Source organism: Natronolimnobius sp. AArcel1 (assembly GCF_011043775.1).
Classification (GTDB): Archaea; Halobacteriota; Halobacteria; order Halobacteriales; family Natrialbaceae; genus Natronolimnobius.
Window position 1 is genome coordinate 43058 of record NZ_JAAKXY010000004.1, and the last position, 18155, is coordinate 61212.

Sequence of the window (18155 nt, forward strand, 5' to 3'; positions counted from 1 at the left end):
TTGTACTAGCCACTACAGACACGGTGAGTGCCAGCAAAAAAAGTGTGATCGACGCCTGCAGTACTGCCTTTCTATCCCTGATAGGCGTCTGATTCTTCGAGCACGGCCGATTCCGAAAGGTCCCAGTCTGCGAGATACGCTTCCTGTGCGTCGACGAGTTCGGCAAACAGTTCCCGCGCTTCCTCGGTCTGGAGCGTTCGAATCTGCTGGTCGATGAGGAAGCCTTCGAATGCGGCGTCGATGTCGCCCTCGCGGGAGGCCTCGATGACCGTCTCGATAGTATCGACGTGGCCCTGAATCAGCGCGCGAACGGGCCGTGGGAAGCCGCCAGCGGCCATCGGCTTGACCTCGTTCGCTCGAACCGTCGCGTTCGTCTCGACAACGGCGTGTTCCTCCAGGTCGGAGACCTGCCCGACGTTCGGGAGGTTGATGTTCGTCACGTAGGTGTCTTTGCCGACGAGCGCGCGAAGAATGTCCACGAAGACCTCGTCGGATTCCTCGAGTTCGAACTCCTTCTCACCGGAGAGCCAGGCTTCGACATCGGTGGTCTGGTCGGATTCGGCGGGCGTCCAGTGTTTGGCGCGGTAGTCGCTGCCGGTACGTTTGACGCCCCAGCGGTTGAGTCCTTCTTGGCCGTTCTGGATGAACGAGGTCGCATATTCGACGAGGTGGCGATCACCCGCGGCGGGCAAGACGTCGAATCGGCGGAACAGTTCCCAGGTTACCTGCCAGTTGTCCACGAAGACGCTTTCATCGGCGAGATCATCCCAGGTGAATTCCTGGTGGCCTTCCTCGCCCTCAACCAGGTCCTCGAGAACGGGCCAGAGGTCGACGCCCTTACAGCGGGCTTCATCGACCCACGTGAAGTGGTTGATCCCCTTGACGTTGACCGAGATGTCCGAGCGCTCGGCATCCATGTCGAGTTCCTCGCGGGCGTAGTGCGCGAGGCGATGGCGGGTGCCAAGCACTTCGTGACAGAGGCCGAGTGCGTTGATCTCGGGATACTCGTCATAGAGTGCGCGCGTGACGAAGTGGACCGGATTCGTGTAGTTGAACACCCATGCGTCGGGGCAGTGTTCGCGGATCGCAGCGGCGAACTTCCGATACTGTGGAACGGTCCGCATTGCCCGGAAGATGCCGCCGGGACCGATTGTCGCCGCAACGGCTCCGTAGATACCGTACTCCTTGGGAATGTCGAGGTCGTGAACGAACGTCTCTGCCGGATTGTACTGTGTCGAGAGAATGACGACGTCCGCGCCGGTGAGTGCCTCCTCGAGTGTCTCGACTGCTGCGTAGGACCACTCCGAGGTTGGCTCGACGTCGGCATCGCTGTGGACCCAATTGCCGAACTCGGCGTTTCGCTGTGCGCTCTCGTAGAACTCGTCATAGAGTCGCACCTCTCCGCTGAGATCAGACTGTGCGAGGTCGCGGATCAGATTCGGTGCCCACTGGCGGCTGCCACCGCCGAGATAGGCGATCGTAATGTCGTCGGGATCGATTGCTGTCTCCGCTGTGACTGCAGTGTCCAATTGTTGTGACATCGTACGGAGGGAGCGTGAGCCACGCTGATAAACATCATGGTACGAGTAACATCGCCCCATACCCGACTGTGGTGCTCTTTTCTTGCTGTCAAGTCCACGCCTGGATTTGCTCCTGTCTGCTGTATCCGATCAGTACGCTTATCAAATACTGGCTGTGAGAACCACGCATGCAGTACGAAAATCCGGTCCTTCCCGGGTTCCATCCAGACCCGAGCATCTGCCGCGTCGGCTCTGATTACTACCTCGCGACGAGTTCGTTCGAGTACACGCCAGGCATCCCACTGTATCACAGCGAGAACCTGGTCGACTGGGAGCCAATCGGTCACTGCCTCACCGCAGACCAACTCGACCTCGAGGATGCGGAACCCTCCCAAGGCATCTTCGCGCCGACGCTGCGCCATCACGAGGGCACGTTCTATCTGGTCACGACGAACGTCTCTGCAGGTGGGCACTTCGTCATCACGGCAGACGAGCCAACCGGCGAGTGGTCTGACCCGCTCTGGATCGACGCGCCGGGAATCGACCCCGACCTGTTCTGGGACGATGGGACAGCGTACTTCACGTACCGCAGCGGCCCGGACGGCATCGAACAGGCCGAAATCGATCTTGAGACGGGCGAACTCGGGGAGTCCACCCAACTCTGTCGGCGGCTTGTCTCGGACTACACCGAAGCGCCACACCTCTACGAGGTCGATGGCACCTACTACCTGATCGTCGCGGAAGGGGGCACCCACACCCGGCACATGGTCTGTGCGGCCCGCGCTGATGATCCGACGGGACCGTTCGAGCCCTGCCCCAACAATCCAATTTTAAGCCACCGCAGCGTCAGCGGTGCGTACAACCCGATTCAGGCCATCGGCCACGCTGACCTCGTCGAGGCCCACGACGGCTCGTGGTGGCTCGTCTGTCTCGGCATCCGCAAACACGGCGGCCACCCCGGCTGGCACCACCTCGGCCGCGAAACGTTCCTCGCCCCCGTCACCTGGGAGGACGGCTGGCCAGTCGTCAACGACGGTGAGCCACTCGAGGCCGAGATGACCGTCCCCGACACGGCCCTCGAGACGGGCGAGACCCAATCCTGGGAGACAACAGCGCCGTTCGACGGCGACGAACTTGGCCCACTGTGGAACTACCGATACCCACCCGAAACCGACCGGTACGTCCTCGAGGATGGAATCCTCACGCTCCATGGTGGCCCTGCAACGCTTGACGACCGCGACTCGACGTTCGTCGGCCGCCGCCAGCAACACTTTGACTGCAAAGTCGAGACAGAACTCGTATTCAACCCCGAAGCGGACGGCGAGGCCGGCCTGACAGCCCTCTACGACGAGTCACACCACTACGAGATCGGGCTCACGCGCGAGGACGGCAACCGAGTCGTCGTCGCTCGAGCCACGGTTGGTGACATCAGCGACCGTCTCGGCGAGGTTCGCGTCCCGGAGGGGCCGGTGACGCTCCGACTCGAGGCAACGCAGGACGAGTACGACTGGCGTGTCGAGACAACTGAAGGAACCGAACACCTTGCAACAGCGCCGACGAAGTACCTCGCGACGGAAGTTGCGGGCGGCTTTACTGGTGTCTATCTCGGCCCGTATGCGACCGGCAACGGCAACGAGTGCGACCAGCCCGCCCACTTCGAGTCGTTTGCATATCGCTCATCGGAGTAGCCGGTCGCAATCGTTCGAACCGCAAGAAAGAATTTTAGTCGGTAACGACCGAGACGATCCCATCGAAGTTGAGGATCACGCCCTGTGCCGTATCGCCGAAGATTGCTTTCCCGGTCGGCGAGCGCTGTCGACCAGCGATGAAGATGTGATCACAGTCGTGTTCGGTTGCCGAAGCGACAATCCGCTGGGCTTCCGGTTCGCCATCGAGAACGACACAAAGGGGCTCGTACTCGACCTCGAGACCATCGAGTTCTTCTCTGGCGATATCGCGTGCGAACTGGCGGCCGCTTTCGTTGATATCCGTCGACGGATAGGACGTGCCTTCCACGTCTGCAATCGTCGACATCGTCTCGAGGTCGGCCTCGTACTCGTCTTTGTCCATCGTTACGAGCAAGACGAGCGAGGCATCGACGCCGGCTGCAAGCGATCCGGCTTCTCGAACTAATCGTCTGGCGCCATCGGCTGAGTCGACTACAACGAGTGCGCGATCCATACCCACCCCGTCACACTCACTCGAAATAAATATTTGGCCGTCGGCACGCGAGTACGGTGAGTGTCCGAGTGTGGGAGACACCGTAGCGGTGCCTGTGTGAGCAGTGGACGTGAATGAATTTCGATACCTTGTACGTGAAAAGCGCAGAACGACGAAACGACAGAGTCGCGTTAGAAGCCGTCGTAGACGGTCTTTTCGATCGTGTAGAAGTCGATACCTGCGTCACCCTGTTCGCGCCAGGTCTCACTCGAGGACTGCTTGAAGCCGCCGAATGGGACGTGGAGTTCGAGGCCGGTTGTCTTGTCGTTGATCTTCGCAACGCCGGCTTCAATCTCGTCGACGAAGCGCTCGGCTTCCGTGTGGTCGTTCGTCACGATACTCGAGGAGAGCCCGTAGTCGACGTCGTTGGCCGTCTCGAGTGCCTCCTCGAAGTCGTCGACTTCGATCACGGCGAGGACTGGCCCGAAGACTTCCTCCTGGGCGATGCGGAATTCGTTGTCGACGTCGGTGAAGACGGTCGGTTCGACGAAGTGACCCTCGTCGAACTCGTCAGGCTGGCCGCCGCCGGTTGCGAGCGTTGCGCCTTCGTTTTCAGCCACTTCGATGTAGTCGAGGGTGCCCTCAAGTTCGCTTTCGTTGACTTGTGGACCCATATCGGACTCCTTGCCGGGACCGATCTTAATGGACTCGGCTTCTGCGACGATAGCGTCAACGAACTCGTCATAGACGTCCGTGTGGACGATTGCACGCGAGGTCGCGGTACAGGACTGGCCGGTGGTCCCGAATGCACCAGCGGCGATGATTGCTGCGGCTTCCTCGACATCGGCAGTGTCGCTGACGACCGTCGGGTTCTTGCCGCCGAGTTCGGTCTGGACGCGTTTGCCGTCGTCGGTCGCTTTGTCGTAGATCATGTGCCCGACCTGACCGGAGCCGGTAAAGGAGACGGCATCAACGTCCTCGTGGACAACGAGTTCGTTCCCAACGGTGCTGCCGGGGCCAACGACGACGTTTGCGACGCCATCTGGAAGGCCGGCCTCGTCGAGCGCCTTGAAGATCTCGAGGGCGACGCCGGGTGCGACCTTTGCGGGCTTGAGGACAAGCGTGTTGCCCGTCGCGAGCGCGGGCGCAATCTTCCATGCAGGGATCGCGATTGGGTAGTTCCATGGCGTGATCAGGGCGGCGACGCCGACTGGCTCGTTCTTCGTGTAGAGATTCGTTCGCGGGCTGCTTGCGCTTTTGACCGAGCCACCAAGGTCGCGAGTCTTCTCGGCATAGTAGTAGAAAATGTCGATCGCACGCTGGACTTCACCGCCGGCTTCAGCCTGTGTTTTGCCCTCCTCGGCGATCAACAGGTCGGTGATCTCAGCTTTCCGATCCGCGAGAATCGAGGCGGCCTCGCGCAAGATTGCACCGCGCTGTGGGGCTGGGGTGTTTGCCCACTCGTCTTCGGCGGCAGCAGCGGCCTCGACGGCGGCGGCAGCGTCCTCGACGGTTGCTTCCTGATACGTCGCAACCGTTTCGGACGGTACCGCTGGGTTCGCCGTTTCAAAGGTCGTTCCCGTTTGGATCCACTCCCCGTCAACGTAGTTCTGATAGTCCGCAGTCATGGCTACACAATTGCTCTGCGGGTATACGGGTCTTGCGATCAGGGTGAATATCGCTCCAGCGTTCTATTGTCATCATGTTACGGGTATGCCACCTTCCAATCTATTACTCATATCTGAATAGCGAATTATGAGGTCATAATCCGGCCGTCATTTCCAGAATGCGCGGGTAAAATGGATGTGTCAGGTAGCCTCTGGCTGTTGTCTCCCTCTTTCTACCAAAACAGCCGCTCCCAAACCCAATCATTTATAACCTATTATCTCATTTCTTCACGAGAATGTCTGTTAGTGACACCCAAGTATGGTACCTAGCGAATCGATACGGTGCAGATGATTCCAAGTACAATCAATATCTCTCTCGGCGACAGTTGTTAGCCGCGCAAGGTGCAGCCGGCGTGGCCGCCTTTGCAGGGTGTATGGGTGATGACGACGGCGAAGATATCCTTGGAGATACAACGCCAGAATCGGTGCTCGGTGATGTCGACTACAACGAGGACTACGAAGACGAGTTCAATGTTATCTACCCGTCGGCAGATCTCAACCCAGTCGACGATGACTACATTTTCAACCCATATCATTCCCAATGGAACGCCGGCGATCTGGGCCAGGAGTTCGGCTTCGAGTATCTAGCGGTGTTCCACACCGAACGTGGCGAGTATATCCCTCGAGTCGCCGAAGAGTGGTCGATTGACGAAGAGGGCCTCCGAACCGAAGTAACGCTCTCAGACGAGTACGCCTGGTCGACGGGTGAGCCGATCACGGCTCACGACTTCGTCACTGCCTACAAGCTAGACGGCTACATGGGTCTCGGCATGGAGGACTTCGTCGACATCGAAGAGGGAGTCTACGCTGAGGACGACTATACGATCGTGATCGAGCCTCGTGACGAGTACCGTGATATGGAAGAAGAACTCTGGATCGAAGAGTGGGCCGAGATGATCCTGCAGGTTTCCGACGAACAGTACGGTCACTTCGTCGAGGAGTTCGAAGAGGCAGAGACCGACGAGGAGATTGAGAGCGTTCAAGAAAGCATCCTCAACTATGACCTGAGCTGGGACGAAGTTATGTACTCAGGCCCCTGGATCTTTGTCGAGGCAAACGAAGAGTTCGCCGACCAGATCCCGAACCCAGAACACCCAATCGCACAGGAGTGGGACTTTTTCCAGCGGATCGGCGTCTATGTGGACGAAGAGGGTGTCCAATCCGGCGAGGTCGACTGGGGAGATGATAGCCCAGACCTCGATGACGTTCCAGACATGTACGGAGAAGGGCCATTGCCGTACGATGGGCAATCGTTTGCGATCATCTTTGGAACCGAAGACGAGTATATCCGCGACTACCCAGAGGTGCGCCAAGCAATCGCTTACGCCGTCGACGTTCCGTTCCTCACCGAGACCACCGCGACAGAAGGGACCGACTACGACGAGTACTCGACAGGGGTTGACTCGCTGTACGTCGAAGACTACGTCGAATCCGATGTTCTCGAGGCAATGGAAAATTACGGACCTGAGGACACCGACAGAGCCGCAGAACTGCTCGAGGACGTTGGGTTCGAGCAGGAAGATGGTGAGTGGCTCACCCCTGACGGCGAGACCTGGACGCTCAATTTCCCAGTCGGCGACTGGTTCGACATCCACTCGGAGATGATCTCGAACAACCTCGCCGAGTTCGGCATCGACATGGACTTTTACGTTGAAGAGATGCCGACGTGGCAGGCTGAGACCGAAGACAACCTCGACTACGACCTGACGGTCCAGTTGAACTATGGGATGGCTCGAGATTACCACCCATATGCAGACTTCGATGATGTGTTCAACAACAACACGATGGGGCTGTTTACTGAACGCACCGGCATGATCGATGAAGAGGTTGAAGTACCCGAAGTCGGCAACCCTGACGGGGACACGGTTACGATCGACATCGAAGAGGAACTCGATGAGATGTCGACAGCTGATTCCGAGGAAGACCTCATCGATCACGCAACGACGCTTGCCTGGGTCCACAATCAGACGCTGCCAGCGCTTGTCTGTTACCCATGGGGCGGTGGGCACTACTGGGTGAATACTGAAGACTGGGACTTCGACCTCGAGAGCGATGACTGGCTGACCTCGAACCGCATCACTCACTACCTGCTCGAGAACGGTCTCGAGCCGGTCTAGGTCGGTATCTAACACTCATTTTTCGCGAACGGTATTCGCTGACGGAAGCAAGTCGTGATCGTACCCTGACTCACCCTACTCGAGCCGTCCTGACAGATGCGTGTGGAGACGAGGTGTTCACGGAAAGCTAAAACTAAGGTGATTGATCAAGAAGGTAGCTATCAATACATGCGTTACTACCAACTTCGCGAGGAGGGAACTCCCCATCTTGTCGTTGAAACTGCAGATACTCTGTACGATCTCACAACTGCGCGACCACAACTCCAGACATTCGAGGAACTGCTTGAGGCCGCAACGATCACAACCGACTCGATCGATACGCTTGTCGAAGGACTGCTCGAGGATGCAACGACTCGATCGATGGACATCCTCGAGAACGGGGCCGTCGCTGCACCGATTTCCTCCGGCGAGATTTGGGCGGCTGGCGTTACCTACCAGATCAGTGAAGAGGCTCGACAAGCCGAGAGCGATACGCCGGATATGTACATCGACGTCTACGAAAGTGACCGGCCGGAAGTCTTCTTCAAGGCCACGCCAGAGCGAACCGTTGGACCGAAAGAAGCAGTCGGAATCCGGGCTGATTCCGAGTGGGACGTGCCAGAACCGGAATTGGGAGTCGTCCTCGCGGGCGAAGAAATCGTCGGTTACACGGTTGGGAACGATATGAGCAGTCGCTCGATCGAAGGACAAAATCCGCTCTATCTCCCGCAGGCAAAGGTCTACGACAAGTGTTGTTCGATCGGTCCTGGCATCCGCTCTGCGGACTCGATCGACGATCCACACGACCTCGAGATGTGGATGACGATCAGCCGAGACGGCGAGGTGCTGTACGACGACTCGACGAACACTGGGAAAATGGTCCGAACAGTTGAGGAACTCGTTGAGTGCTACACGTCACACAACGCCGTTCCGGATGTCTCGATTCTGCTGACCGGTACCTCACTTGTCCCCGACGAAGAGTTCACGCTCGAAGAAGGCGACGAGATCGAAATCGGGCTCGAAGAGATTGGAACGCTCACGAACACCGTTGTCGAAGTCTAAGCAGCCCACAAATAGTCCGTACTAGACACTCGGTTCGACACTCGCAGCCGCCGTTGTCTGTATGCAAGCCTGTTCTGCGCTGTAACGTGAGTGACTGGTGAAAGAAAACAGGGTTCGCCAGCACAGAACAATCTATATGTGTGTTCAAACCATGCATACGCATATGCCAGAACCAAAACACCCCGTTCGGACTGTCGACAGAACCTTCGAGATTCTCGAGATTATTCAGGAACTCGATGGGGCGGGCATTTCTGAGATTGCTGAGCAGGTCGATATCGGTAAAAGTGCGGTTCACAATCACCTGACGACGCTTGCCAATCGCGAGTACGTCGACAAGGACGGCGACGAGTACCACATTGGACTCTCGTTTCTAGGCCTCGGGGCGTACGCTCGCAACCGCACGCCAATCTACGATACGGCTCAGAAAGAAGTCGACAAACTCGCCGACGACACTGGCGAACTCGTCAATCTCCTCGTCGAGAAAAACGGCCGCGGCATCTACCTCTACCAGGCAAAAGGCGAGAACGCGGTCGAACTTGATACCCACGAAGGCAAACGCGTCCCGCTTCACTGTACCGGACTCGGCAAGGCAATTCTCGGATTCCGACCCGACGAACAAGTCGAACGCATCGTCGAGGAGTATGGCCTGCCATCCGTAACGAACAAGACGATCACCGACCGCGAGGAATTCTTCGCTGAACTCGAGGAGATTCACGAGCAACGCTTTGCCGTCGACCGCGAGGAGCGACTCAACGGCCTGCGGTGTATCGCCGCGCCGATCACAGACGATAACGATGAGAGTATCGCGGCGGTCAGCGTTTCCTGCCCCGTCCACCGCGTCGGCGACGAACGTTTCTACGAAGACCTTCCAGAGGCCGTCCTGGGGACGGCAAACGTCATCGAACTCGAGCATAATTATTCGTAATTCGAGTAAACAGAGAGAACAGTATTCGCTAGTGGTGAACAGTAGGTCGGTTACACACCATCATGAACTGATGTGAGACGTGATCGTCGACTACTGCGACAAACTACTCGTCAGTGACTGCTGGCCAGCCATCGAGTCGAATCCGGATGTATACACCCTGGTAGCAACTATTATGGGTTGTGTTGGCAATGGTCAAGTATGGTGAAAGTTGCGTTTATCGGCGCTGGCAGTCTCACGTTCACACAGACGCTCGTTCGGGATATTCTCTCGTTTGCAGAGTTACAGGAAACGACGTTCGCATTGATGGATATCGACGCCGAGCGTTTAGAGCGAATCGAAGCGGCGACGAACGCACTCATCGACGAACACGACCTTCCGGCGACCGTGGAGGCAACGACAGACCGGCGCGAAGCCCTCACCGATGCGGACTACGTCGTCACAACAATACAGGTCGGCGGCGTCGAGCCCGTCGAGAACGAAGTTGAAATCCCACAGCGCTATGGCATCAACCAATCCGTCGGTGACACGCTCGGACCGGGTGGTGTCTTCCGGGCACAGCGAACGATTCCGACGATGCTCGAGATTGCCCGCGATATGGAAGAGCTGTGTCCTGATGCGCCGCTGTTACAGCACACTAATCCGATGGCGATGGTCTGTTGGGCGCTCGAGCGCGAAACGGAGATCGACGTCTACGGAATTTGTCACAGTATCCGCGGGACGGCACACGACATTGCGAACTACGTCGACGTCCCCTTCGAGGACCTCGAGTACTGGGTTGCTGGCATCAACCACATGGCGTGGTTTCTCGACCTCGAGTGCGAGGGAGCAGACCTCTATCCCGACCTCTATGACGCGATGGGTGACGACGAATTCTACGCCAAAGACATCGTGCGATTCGACGTGATGGATCACTTCGGCGCGTTCATCACCGAATCAAGTCACCACCTGAGCGAGTATTTGCCGTACTTCCGACATACGCAAGACGAGATCGACAACCTCGTCGAGAAAAGTGCATACAAATCAGACGAGGACGCGTTTGAATATTCGCCTGTCTGCTGGATGCCCACTGGGGAGTATCTCAAACACTGGCGAGCCCGCGATCCAGCGGACGAGTTCGACCTCGACAATCTTGATCTCTCGCTCGAGCGCTCGGGCGAGTACGCCGCCCGCATTATCCACTCGATCGAGACGGACGAGACTCGTCGAATGAATCTCAACGTGCCGAACGACGGCCGATTGATCACGAACCTGCCCGACGACGCACTCGTCGAGGTGCCATGTCTCGTCGATGGAACCGGGGTTCGCCCGTGCAGCGTCGGCGACCTGCCACCGCAACTGGCCGCGCTCAACCGTACGAACGTCAACGTGCAGTCGCTGGCCGTCGACGCCGCGATTGACGGTGACGAGGCTGCACTGCGACGCGCGGTCAAACTCGATCCGTTGACCAGCGCCGTCTGTACGCTCGAGGAAATCGACGGCCTGGTCGATGAGTTGCTCGAGGCGAATGCCGCGTACCTGCCGGCGTTCGACTGATCGCGAAAAGGGGTTGACTGATACGCGAGACCTACTCGAGGCTGATACGCGAACGGAACTCGGGGACGCCGCTGGGGCCAACGTCTGAAACGCGGAACAAGGCACCTGCGCCGTCGCCTTCCTCGTCGCGGTCGTTGTCAGTGAGTGCAGTCGTCAGGTACAGGTCCTCGTATTCTGGTCCGCCAAAGGTCGCCGAGGAGACTTTCCGTGCTGGAAGTTCAATCTCCTCGAGGACTTCGCCGTCTGGACTGTAGCGGACGACGCGGCCGCCGTCCCAGCGAGCCGACCAGATATCACCGTTTTCGTCGATGGTCATCCCGTCTGGGATGCCATCGTCGGTTGGGACCTCAACGAACGTCCGCTGGTTCGACAGCTCGCCAGTCTCGCGGTCGTAGTCGAACGCGTAGATGACGTGGGCTTCGGATTCGGTGAAATAAAACGTCTCGAGGTCGTCGGTAAAGCCCATGCCGTTGGGGATGTCGACGTCCTCGACAACGAGCGTGACACTGCCGTCGGGGTCGACGCGATAGAGGTCGCCGAGTTCGTTTTCGCCGGGCATCGTCCCACAGAAAACACGGCCCTCGGGGTCGGCGATGACATCGTTGAACCGCGTCTCGGCATCGCTGACTTCGGCGATCGGCTCGGCCTTGTCCGCGCCGGGCTCGAGGCGACTGACGGTGCCGTGAGTGAACAGGAGCAACGCGCCGTCTTCTTCGATAGTGTAGCCACCGAGTGGGACGCCGTCGGTTTGATACACCAGGTCGTACTCGTCCGTCTCGGGGTCGTACGCGAAGAGCTTGCCGTTTGGAATGTCGACCCAGTAGACCAGTTCCTCCTCGGGGTGCCACAGCGGCCCTTCGCCGGTGTGAGCGGTCGTATCCGCGACGCGTTCGTACTGTGTCATACCAAACCGTACCGCCCGTTCATACTTGAATTGTGCCGTCTCGAGCGTGACTCGCGTCGCCAGCACGAGAGCGATACGGAGCGTCTGGCAGTAACGAGAGTAGATTTGTCGGATACCAGTGTATAATGCTGATAAACCATTAGTTAGATGAAATCTCTGGCAGCGATCCCAGCAATCCAGCTAAAACAACTGTATCTGGCACAGGAGCGACTAGTACCGACAGTCCAGTAAAAAGATAGCAACCGACACCTACACAACGACATTGCTGGAGATTCAAAGAAGTATAGTTTCGAGGAAGCCAGCTATGGGCTCGTGGTTCGTATAGTGATAGAAAAAGCGGTATCTGAGAAGGTACTATAATCAGAGTGAATTATTTGCGTATGTGTCGGTTATCCGAAAACCAGAAATCGATTCTCGAGGAAGAGCTCCTACAGCGTATCCAAAATTCCGAGAACACGCTCTTCTGTGGCTCGGTCCGGGCCGTTCTCGCGGCCGTCACGATCACTCTCGAGGTGGTCCTCGACGGCGCGGGCCATCGCCTCCTCGAGTGGCGTCGACTCCCAGCCGAGGGCGGCGAGTTTGGCGGTCGAAAGCAGATGTGGATACTCCCGGTAAAGAACGTAATCGTCCGGCGCGATGCCGCCGGCCTCGAGTTCGCGCGGGCCGGCGTGGACGACGTCGACGCTCGTGTCTAACTGCGAAGCGATCAGGTTGATCATCTCCTCAAGCGTAACAGCGCGTTGGTCGCCAACGTTGTAGGATTCGCCGGGCTCGCCGCGTTCGGCGACGATGCGCATCGCGCGTGCAACGTCCTCGACGTAGACGCGCTGCCAGAGGTTCGTGCCGTCGCCAGGGACGAGGACGCGGTCGAAGCGATTGACGCGGTCGATCCAGAAATCGAGGCGCTCGGTGTAGTCGTGCGGGCCGTAGACGATTGGCGGGCGCACGGACATCGCGTTGACGCCTGACTCCGCTGCGGCGACCACCGCGCGGTCGCCCTCGGCCTTTCGCTTGCCGTAGGTTTCCTGCGAGTCGTCGGTCGCTTCCTCGGCCGTACAGGACTCAAGTGGTGTCCTGTCTTCGCGTTTTGGAATGTCTTCGCGCCCGTAGGCTGCGCCACTCGAGATGTAGACGTAGGCGTCACAGTCGGCGAAGATGGTTGTCGCTGCGCGAACGTCACGCGGGTAGTAGGCCACGCAGTCGAAGACGGCGTCAGGATCGACCGTCATCGCAGCGGCCTCGAGTGCGGAATCGTTTGTCCGGTCGCCTTCGATGTGGTCGACGCGGTCGTCGTCGGCGAAGGGGTTGTCGTGGTTCCCACGGTTGAAAATCGTCACATCGTAGTCGTGTGCAAGCAGTTCGGAGACGAGATGGCGGCCAATAAAGCGCGTGCCGCCGATAACGAGTGCGCTGTCCATACTCGCTCGTCGTCACTGCGAGAGAAAACGGTGGCGATGACCGCTGTCACGACCGACTCGAGCGCGCCGTCTGCTCGACGGTTTCTCGAGGTCGAACACTAGTGACTCAGTCGAAAAACGAGACGCCGATCAGTCGTCGCTCGCGGCGTAACTGGTCGAGTCAGCCTCGACGACGGACTCTGGGACACCAGGCAGTTCCTCGCGAACGTCGTCGCTTCCCTGCTCGGTGATCGCCTCGTGGTATGCTTCGGGCATGATCTTCACGAACGCCTCGAGTGCCTGCTCCCAGTTTGCGAGCAGTTCCTCGCCGCGGTCGGAGTCCGTGTAGGCGACGTGGTTTTCGACGAGTCGGCGGACCATCGCCTCGTCTGCGTCCTCGAGATCGTCGTGCAGTGAGACCATTCCAGTGTTTGCCTTCGCTTTGAGTTCCTCGTCTGGGTCGTAGACGTAGGCGACACCGCCGGACATTCCGGCTGCGAAGTTCTTGCCAGTCTCTCCGAGGACGGCGACGACGCCGCCGGTCATGTACTCACAGCCGTGGTCGCCAACGCCTTCGACGACGGCTTTCGAACCGGAGTTTCGGACGGCGAATCGCTCGCCAGCAACGCCGTTGACGTACAGTTGGCCGTCGGTTGCACCGTAGAGTGCGACGTTCCCGATAGCGACGTTCTCGGTCGGATCGTAGGCTGCCGACTCGGGCGTGCGGATCGCGAGCTTTCCGCCCGAGAGGCCTTTCCCGACGTAGTCGTTCGCGCTGCCCTCGAGGTGCATCGAGACACCGCTTGCGAGGAACGCACCAAAGCTCTGTCCGGCAGTTCCCTCGAGGTCGACCGTGATCGTGTCCTCGGGAAGCCCGGGTTCGCCGTAACGGCTGGTGATGCGGTTCGAGAGCATCGCGCCGACGGTTCGGTCGACGTTCGAAATGTCGGCCTCGAGTGCGACTGGTTCTTCGGTCTCGATGGTGTCTGCTGCGGCCTCGATCAGGTCACGGTCGAGTTGCTCCTCGAGTTCGTGATCCTGGTCGCGAATTTTGCGCCGGACGTCGCTTCCGGGGTCGGCGATGACGGCAGAGAGGTCGACCGTACGCGCTTTCGGATGGTCGATATCGTCGCGCTGGTCCAGCACCTCGACGTGGCCGATCATCTCGTCGATGGTTGCAAAGCCGAGTTCGGCCATGATTTCGCGCAGTTCCTGTGCGATGAACGTCATGTAGTTGATGACGTGTTCTGGCTCGCCGGGGAACCGCTTCCGGAGGTCCTCGCGCTGGGTAGCGACCCCAACCGGGCAGGTGTTCTTGTGACACTGCCGGGCCATCACGCAGCCGGAGGTGACGAGCGAGGCCGTCCCGAAGATGTACTCCTCGGCTCCGAGGAGGGCAGCGACAGCGACATCACGGCCCGTTTTCATGCCACCGTCAGCGGAGACACGAATCCGGTCGCGCAGGCCGGTCTGACAAAGCATCTGGTTGGCTTCGGCAAGCCCCAGTTCCCATGGAAGGCCGGCGCTTTTGATCGACGTGCGCGGGGAGGCACCCGTCCCGCCGGAGTGACCCGAAATGTGGACCACGTCGGCGTTTGCCTTTGCGACACCAGCTGCGACGGTGCCGATGCCGGCCTCGGAGACGAGTTTAACGTTGATGTCTGCCTCCTCGTTCGCCGCTTTCAGATCGAAGATCAGCTGTTTGAGGTCCTCGATGGAGTAGATGTCGTGCAGCGGCGGCGGCGAGATGAGGCCAACGCCCGGCGTCGATTTGCGGACGTGCGCGATCATCTCGTTTACCTTCTCGCCGGGGAGATGGCCACCCTCACCAGGCTTAGAGCCCTGAGCCATCTTGATCTGGAGTTCGTCCGCACTCGAGAGGTAGGTACTCGTAACGCCGAAACGGCCGGATGCGACCTGTTTGACGTTGCACTCCTTTTCGGTGCCAAATCGCTCTGGTGGCTCGCCACCCTCTCCGGAGTTGGACTTGCCGCCGATGCGGTTCATCGCAATCGAGTTGTTTTCGTGTGCTTCCGGCGAGAGCGAGCCGAGACTCATCGCGGCCGTCGAGAAGCGTTCGACGATGTCTTTGATCGGCTCGACGTCATCGACCGGGATCGACTCGCGGTCCGAATCGAACTCGAGGAGGCCACGAAGCGTCTGGAGATTCTGTTGCTGGTCGTTGATCAGCTCAGCGAACTCCTGGTAGCGCTCGTAGTCGTTCGCACGGACTGCCTGTTGGAGCGTACCAACGGTATCCGGGTTCCACTGATGGTGAATTCCATCGGAGCGGTGTTCGAATTCGCCGTGGCGGTCGAGCGTCGGCTTCTCTTCGGTCTCGACGAACGCCTGCTTGTGGCGTTCGCGAACGTCTTCTTCGATTTCGGCGAGGCCGATCCCCTCAGTGCGGTTTTCGGTGCCGTCGAAGTATTCTGTGACGAGGTCGGAATCGAGTCCGACGGCTTCGAATATTTGGGCGCCCTGGTAGCTTTCGACGGTCGAGATACCCATCTTGGCCATGATCTTCAGGAGGCCGTCTTCGACAGCGCCGACGTAGGCGTCGATGGCGACCTCGGTCTCGGCTCCGTCGGGACCGGCGGTGATGTCGTCGATTGTCTGGTAGGCCAGGTACGGGTTGACGGCGCCCGCGCCGTAGCCGACGAGCGTCGCGAAGTGATGGACCGTCCGCGGGTCCGCGGATTCGACAACCAGTCCAACGTGGTTACGCAGGCCGTTTCGGACGAGGTGATGATGAACGCCACCCGTCGCGAGCAGGCTTGGAATCGCAACACGGTCTTCGTCGACGCCACGATCCGAGAGGATGAGCACGTCGTGGCCGCCGTCTTCGATGGCCTCGACGACATCCTCGCGAACGCGTTCGAGTGCGGCCTCGAGATCCGAACCGACCTCGTCGCTTTTCGGTTCGTAGGTGATGTCGATGGTTGCAGCCGTGATGCCGTTCGCATCGCACTCCCGAATTGACTCGAGTTCGCCGTCGGTCAGAATCGGCGAATCGAGGACGAGTTGGCGGGCGTGTTCGGGCGATTCGGCAAGCAGGTTGCGCTGGAAGCCGAGTCGGGACTCCATCGAGGTGACGAGTTCCTCGCGGATGTAGTCGAGTGGCGGATTCGTCACCTGCGCGAACAGCTGTCTGAAGTACGAGAACAGCGGGCGGTTGAACTCCGTCAGTACCGACAGCGGCGTGTCATCGCCCATCGAGCCGACTGGGTCCTTGCCCTTCGTCGTCATCGGCTCGATCATGTTCTCGAGTTCGTCGTGCGTGTAGCCAAACGCCGTCTGCTGGTCGCGCAGATTCTCAACCGACTGCTGCGGGGCGCTCGAGTCGGTCGTCCGGACGTCCTCGAGTGAAACCTGTTCTTCGGCAACCCACTCGCCGTAGCGGTCGTCGGTCAGGTCGTCGAAAACCTCGTCGTCTGGGATGACGCGTCCCTCTTCTGGGTCGGCGAGGAACAACTGGCCGGGCTGGAGCCGACCGCGTTCTTCGATTTCCTCGGGAGGCCGCTCGAGTGCGCCGGCCTCGCTGGCCATGATGAGCTGGTTGTCCGTCGTCACGTCGTAGCGACACGGACGAAGTCCGTTACGATCGAGGACGGCACCGACGCGTTCGCCGTCGGTTGCCGCGACGAGTGCGGGGCCGTCCCACGGCTCGACGAGTGAGGCGTGGAAGTCGTACCAGTCCTTGCGGTCGGAATCCATTGCGTCGTCGCCGCGCCAGGCTTCGGGGACGAGCATCCGAAGCGCGTGTGCGAGATCTCGTCCGTCCTGCATCAGGAGTTCGAGGGCGTTATCGACGCTTGCGGTATCGGACTGGTCAGGGTCGTCGATAATCGGCTTGACGGCCTCGAGGTCGTCTAAGACCTCACTTTCGATGTCCGTCTCACGGGCGCGCATCCAGTTGATGTTGCCCTGAATCGTGTTGAACTCGCCGTTGTGGATGATGTTGCGGTATGGATGGGCGAGATGCCAGGCACCGAGCGTGTTCGTCGAGAACCGCTCGTGGACCATGACGAAGTTCGATTCGACGCGCTCGTCAGTCAGATCCGGGTAGTAGCTCGGAACCTGTTCCCCCTTGAGCAGGCCCTTGTAGACGAGCGTCTTCGAGTCGAGCGAGACAACGTAGAAGCGTTCTTTGTTCGCGATGTTGGCGTCCTCAACCGCATTCTCGAGTGCGCGTCGAGCGACGTAGAGTCGCCGGTCGAAGTCGTCCTCGGAAAGGTCGTCTCCGTCTGCGGGTGCAACAACGACCTGTCGTACGTCCGGTTCAGAGTCGACCGCTGTCGCGCCGAGGTCGTCATTTTCTGTTGGGACGTCGCGCCACTCGAGCACCTCGAGATCGTACGTCCCGAAGGTTGATTCTGCGAGATCGGCGAGTGAGTCGCGTGCCTCGTCGTCCTGTGGCATGAACAGCGAGCCGACAGCGTACGTCTCTGGAAGTGAGGTCTCGAGAACGTCTGCAAAGAACCCGTGTGGCGTCTGCAACATGATACCGGCCCCGTCGCCGGTGTTTTTCTCCGCACCTGTGGTCCCCCGGTGCTCGAGATTTTTCAAAAGATCAAGACCGTCCGCGACGACGTTGTGGCCAGTATCCCCATCAAGGTCCATGACGACGCCGACGCCGCAGTTCGACCGTTCGTCCGCTGGGTCGGCAAGACCCTGGGAACGCTCGGTGGATGACGCTCCGTGTGGCTGTGACATACACTCTCATAACGAGTTCTGTTATATGAGGCTACCCCATAATGACTAAGTGTATTATAGACACATATGGAGGAATATAATGCATATGGAGATAATTTATATTCATGGATCATTACGTTTACAGAGAGAATTTACTCGAGCGTATCAGTGATATCTAATAAAAGTAACTGGCGTT

11 protein-coding genes are annotated in these 18155 nt (G+C 59.1%); 5 read left to right on the forward strand and 6 right to left on the reverse strand.

Features of this window, described 5'->3' with window-relative positions; all coding sequences use genetic code 11:
- Positions 1 to 71: 71 nt before the first annotated feature.
- On the reverse strand, positions 72 to 1541 hold the full coding sequence (locus G6M89_RS12500) for a glycoside hydrolase family 4 (protein ID WP_165162179.1): 1470 nt from the start codon (positions 1539 to 1541) through the stop codon (positions 72 to 74).
- Positions 1542 to 1708: 167 nt separating this feature from the next.
- Here G6M89_RS12500 and G6M89_RS12505 point away from each other — a divergent pair, with 167 nt between their 5' ends.
- Positions 1709 to 3208, forward strand: a complete 1500-nt coding sequence (locus G6M89_RS12505; RefSeq protein ID WP_165162180.1) for a glycoside hydrolase family 43 protein — start codon at positions 1709 to 1711, stop codon at positions 3206 to 3208.
- A 34-nt stretch (positions 3209 to 3242) separates the two neighbouring features.
- Here G6M89_RS12505 and G6M89_RS12510 read toward each other — a convergent pair whose 3' ends face one another.
- Together G6M89_RS12510 and G6M89_RS12515 are read right to left on the reverse strand one after the other, a co-directional pair.
- A complete protein-coding gene (locus G6M89_RS12510; protein ID WP_165162181.1) occupies positions 3243 to 3701 on the reverse strand; it encodes a universal stress protein in 459 nt (152 codons plus the stop codon).
- A gap of 170 nt (positions 3702 to 3871) precedes the next feature.
- Positions 3872 to 5308 carry an aldehyde dehydrogenase family protein gene (locus G6M89_RS12515; RefSeq protein WP_165162182.1) on the reverse strand — a complete coding sequence of 479 codons (1437 nt, stop codon included), beginning with the start codon at positions 5306 to 5308 and terminating at the stop codon, positions 3872 to 3874.
- A 413-nt stretch (positions 5309 to 5721) separates the two neighbouring features.
- Here G6M89_RS12515 and G6M89_RS12520 point away from each other — a divergent pair, with 413 nt between their 5' ends.
- The 4 genes from G6M89_RS12520 (at position 5722) to melA (ending at position 10963) form a co-directional block, all read left to right on the forward strand.
- Positions 5722 to 7464, forward strand: coding sequence for an ABC transporter substrate-binding protein (locus tag G6M89_RS12520; RefSeq protein ID WP_241175338.1), 1743 nt, complete (start codon positions 5722 to 5724; stop codon positions 7462 to 7464).
- Positions 7465 to 7632: 168 nt separating this feature from the next.
- Positions 7633 to 8505 (forward strand): fumarylacetoacetate hydrolase family protein, encoded by an 873-nt coding sequence (locus tag G6M89_RS12525; protein WP_165162183.1) that lies wholly within the window; start codon positions 7633 to 7635, stop codon positions 8503 to 8505.
- A 163-nt stretch (positions 8506 to 8668) separates the two neighbouring features.
- Complete coding sequence (locus G6M89_RS12530) at positions 8669 to 9430, forward strand: IclR family transcriptional regulator (protein ID WP_165162184.1); 762 nt, start codon at positions 8669 to 8671, stop codon at positions 9428 to 9430.
- Positions 9431 to 9628: 198 nt separating this feature from the next.
- Positions 9629 to 10963 carry an alpha-galactosidase gene (gene melA / locus G6M89_RS12535; RefSeq protein WP_165162185.1) on the forward strand — a complete coding sequence of 445 codons (1335 nt, stop codon included), beginning with the start codon at positions 9629 to 9631 and terminating at the stop codon, positions 10961 to 10963.
- Between the two features lie 31 nt (positions 10964 to 10994).
- Here the strand turns inward: melA and G6M89_RS12540 are convergent, their stop codons facing one another.
- The 3 genes from G6M89_RS12540 to gltB all read right to left on the reverse strand — a co-directional run bounded on the left by G6M89_RS12540 (position 10995) and on the right by gltB (position 17980).
- On the reverse strand, positions 10995 to 11867 hold the full coding sequence (locus G6M89_RS12540) for an SMP-30/gluconolactonase/LRE family protein (RefSeq protein WP_165162186.1): 873 nt from the start codon (positions 11865 to 11867) through the stop codon (positions 10995 to 10997).
- A 428-nt stretch (positions 11868 to 12295) separates the two neighbouring features.
- On the reverse strand, positions 12296 to 13285 hold the full coding sequence (locus tag G6M89_RS12545; protein WP_165162187.1) for an NAD-dependent epimerase/dehydratase family protein: 990 nt from the start codon (positions 13283 to 13285) through the stop codon (positions 12296 to 12298).
- A 129-nt stretch (positions 13286 to 13414) separates the two neighbouring features.
- Positions 13415 to 17980: a glutamate synthase large subunit gene (gene gltB, locus G6M89_RS12550; RefSeq protein WP_165162188.1), complete on the reverse strand. Its 4566-nt coding sequence runs from the start codon at positions 17978 to 17980 to the stop codon at positions 13415 to 13417.
- Positions 17981 to 18155 lie beyond the last annotated feature (175 nt).

Excerpts from the sequence above, each read along its gene's own strand:
- G6M89_RS12500 (WP_165162179.1), bottom strand. The coding sequence starts at position 1,541 with ATGTCACAACAATTGGACACTGCAGTCACAGCGGAGACAGCAATCGAT.
- G6M89_RS12505 (WP_165162180.1), top strand. The coding sequence starts at position 1,709 with ATGCAGTACGAAAATCCGGTCCTTCCCGGGTTCCATCCAGACCCGAGC.
- G6M89_RS12510 (WP_165162181.1), bottom strand. The coding sequence starts at position 3,701 with ATGGATCGCGCACTCGTTGTAGTCGACTCAGCCGATGGCGCCAGACGA.
- G6M89_RS12515 (WP_165162182.1), bottom strand. The coding sequence starts at position 5,308 with ATGACTGCGGACTATCAGAACTACGTTGACGGGGAGTGGATCCAAACG.
- G6M89_RS12520 (WP_241175338.1), top strand. The coding sequence starts at position 5,722 with ATGGGTGATGACGACGGCGAAGATATCCTTGGAGATACAACGCCAGAA.
- G6M89_RS12525 (WP_165162183.1), top strand. The coding sequence starts at position 7,633 with ATGCGTTACTACCAACTTCGCGAGGAGGGAACTCCCCATCTTGTCGTT.
- G6M89_RS12530 (WP_165162184.1), top strand. The coding sequence starts at position 8,669 with ATGCCAGAACCAAAACACCCCGTTCGGACTGTCGACAGAACCTTCGAG.
- melA (WP_165162185.1), top strand. The coding sequence starts at position 9,629 with ATGGTGAAAGTTGCGTTTATCGGCGCTGGCAGTCTCACGTTCACACAG.
- G6M89_RS12540 (WP_165162186.1), bottom strand. The coding sequence starts at position 11,867 with ATGACACAGTACGAACGCGTCGCGGATACGACCGCTCACACCGGCGAA.
- G6M89_RS12545 (WP_165162187.1), bottom strand. The coding sequence starts at position 13,285 with ATGGACAGCGCACTCGTTATCGGCGGCACGCGCTTTATTGGCCGCCAT.
- gltB (WP_165162188.1), bottom strand. The coding sequence starts at position 17,980 with ATGTCACAGCCACACGGAGCGTCATCCACCGAGCGTTCCCAGGGTCTT.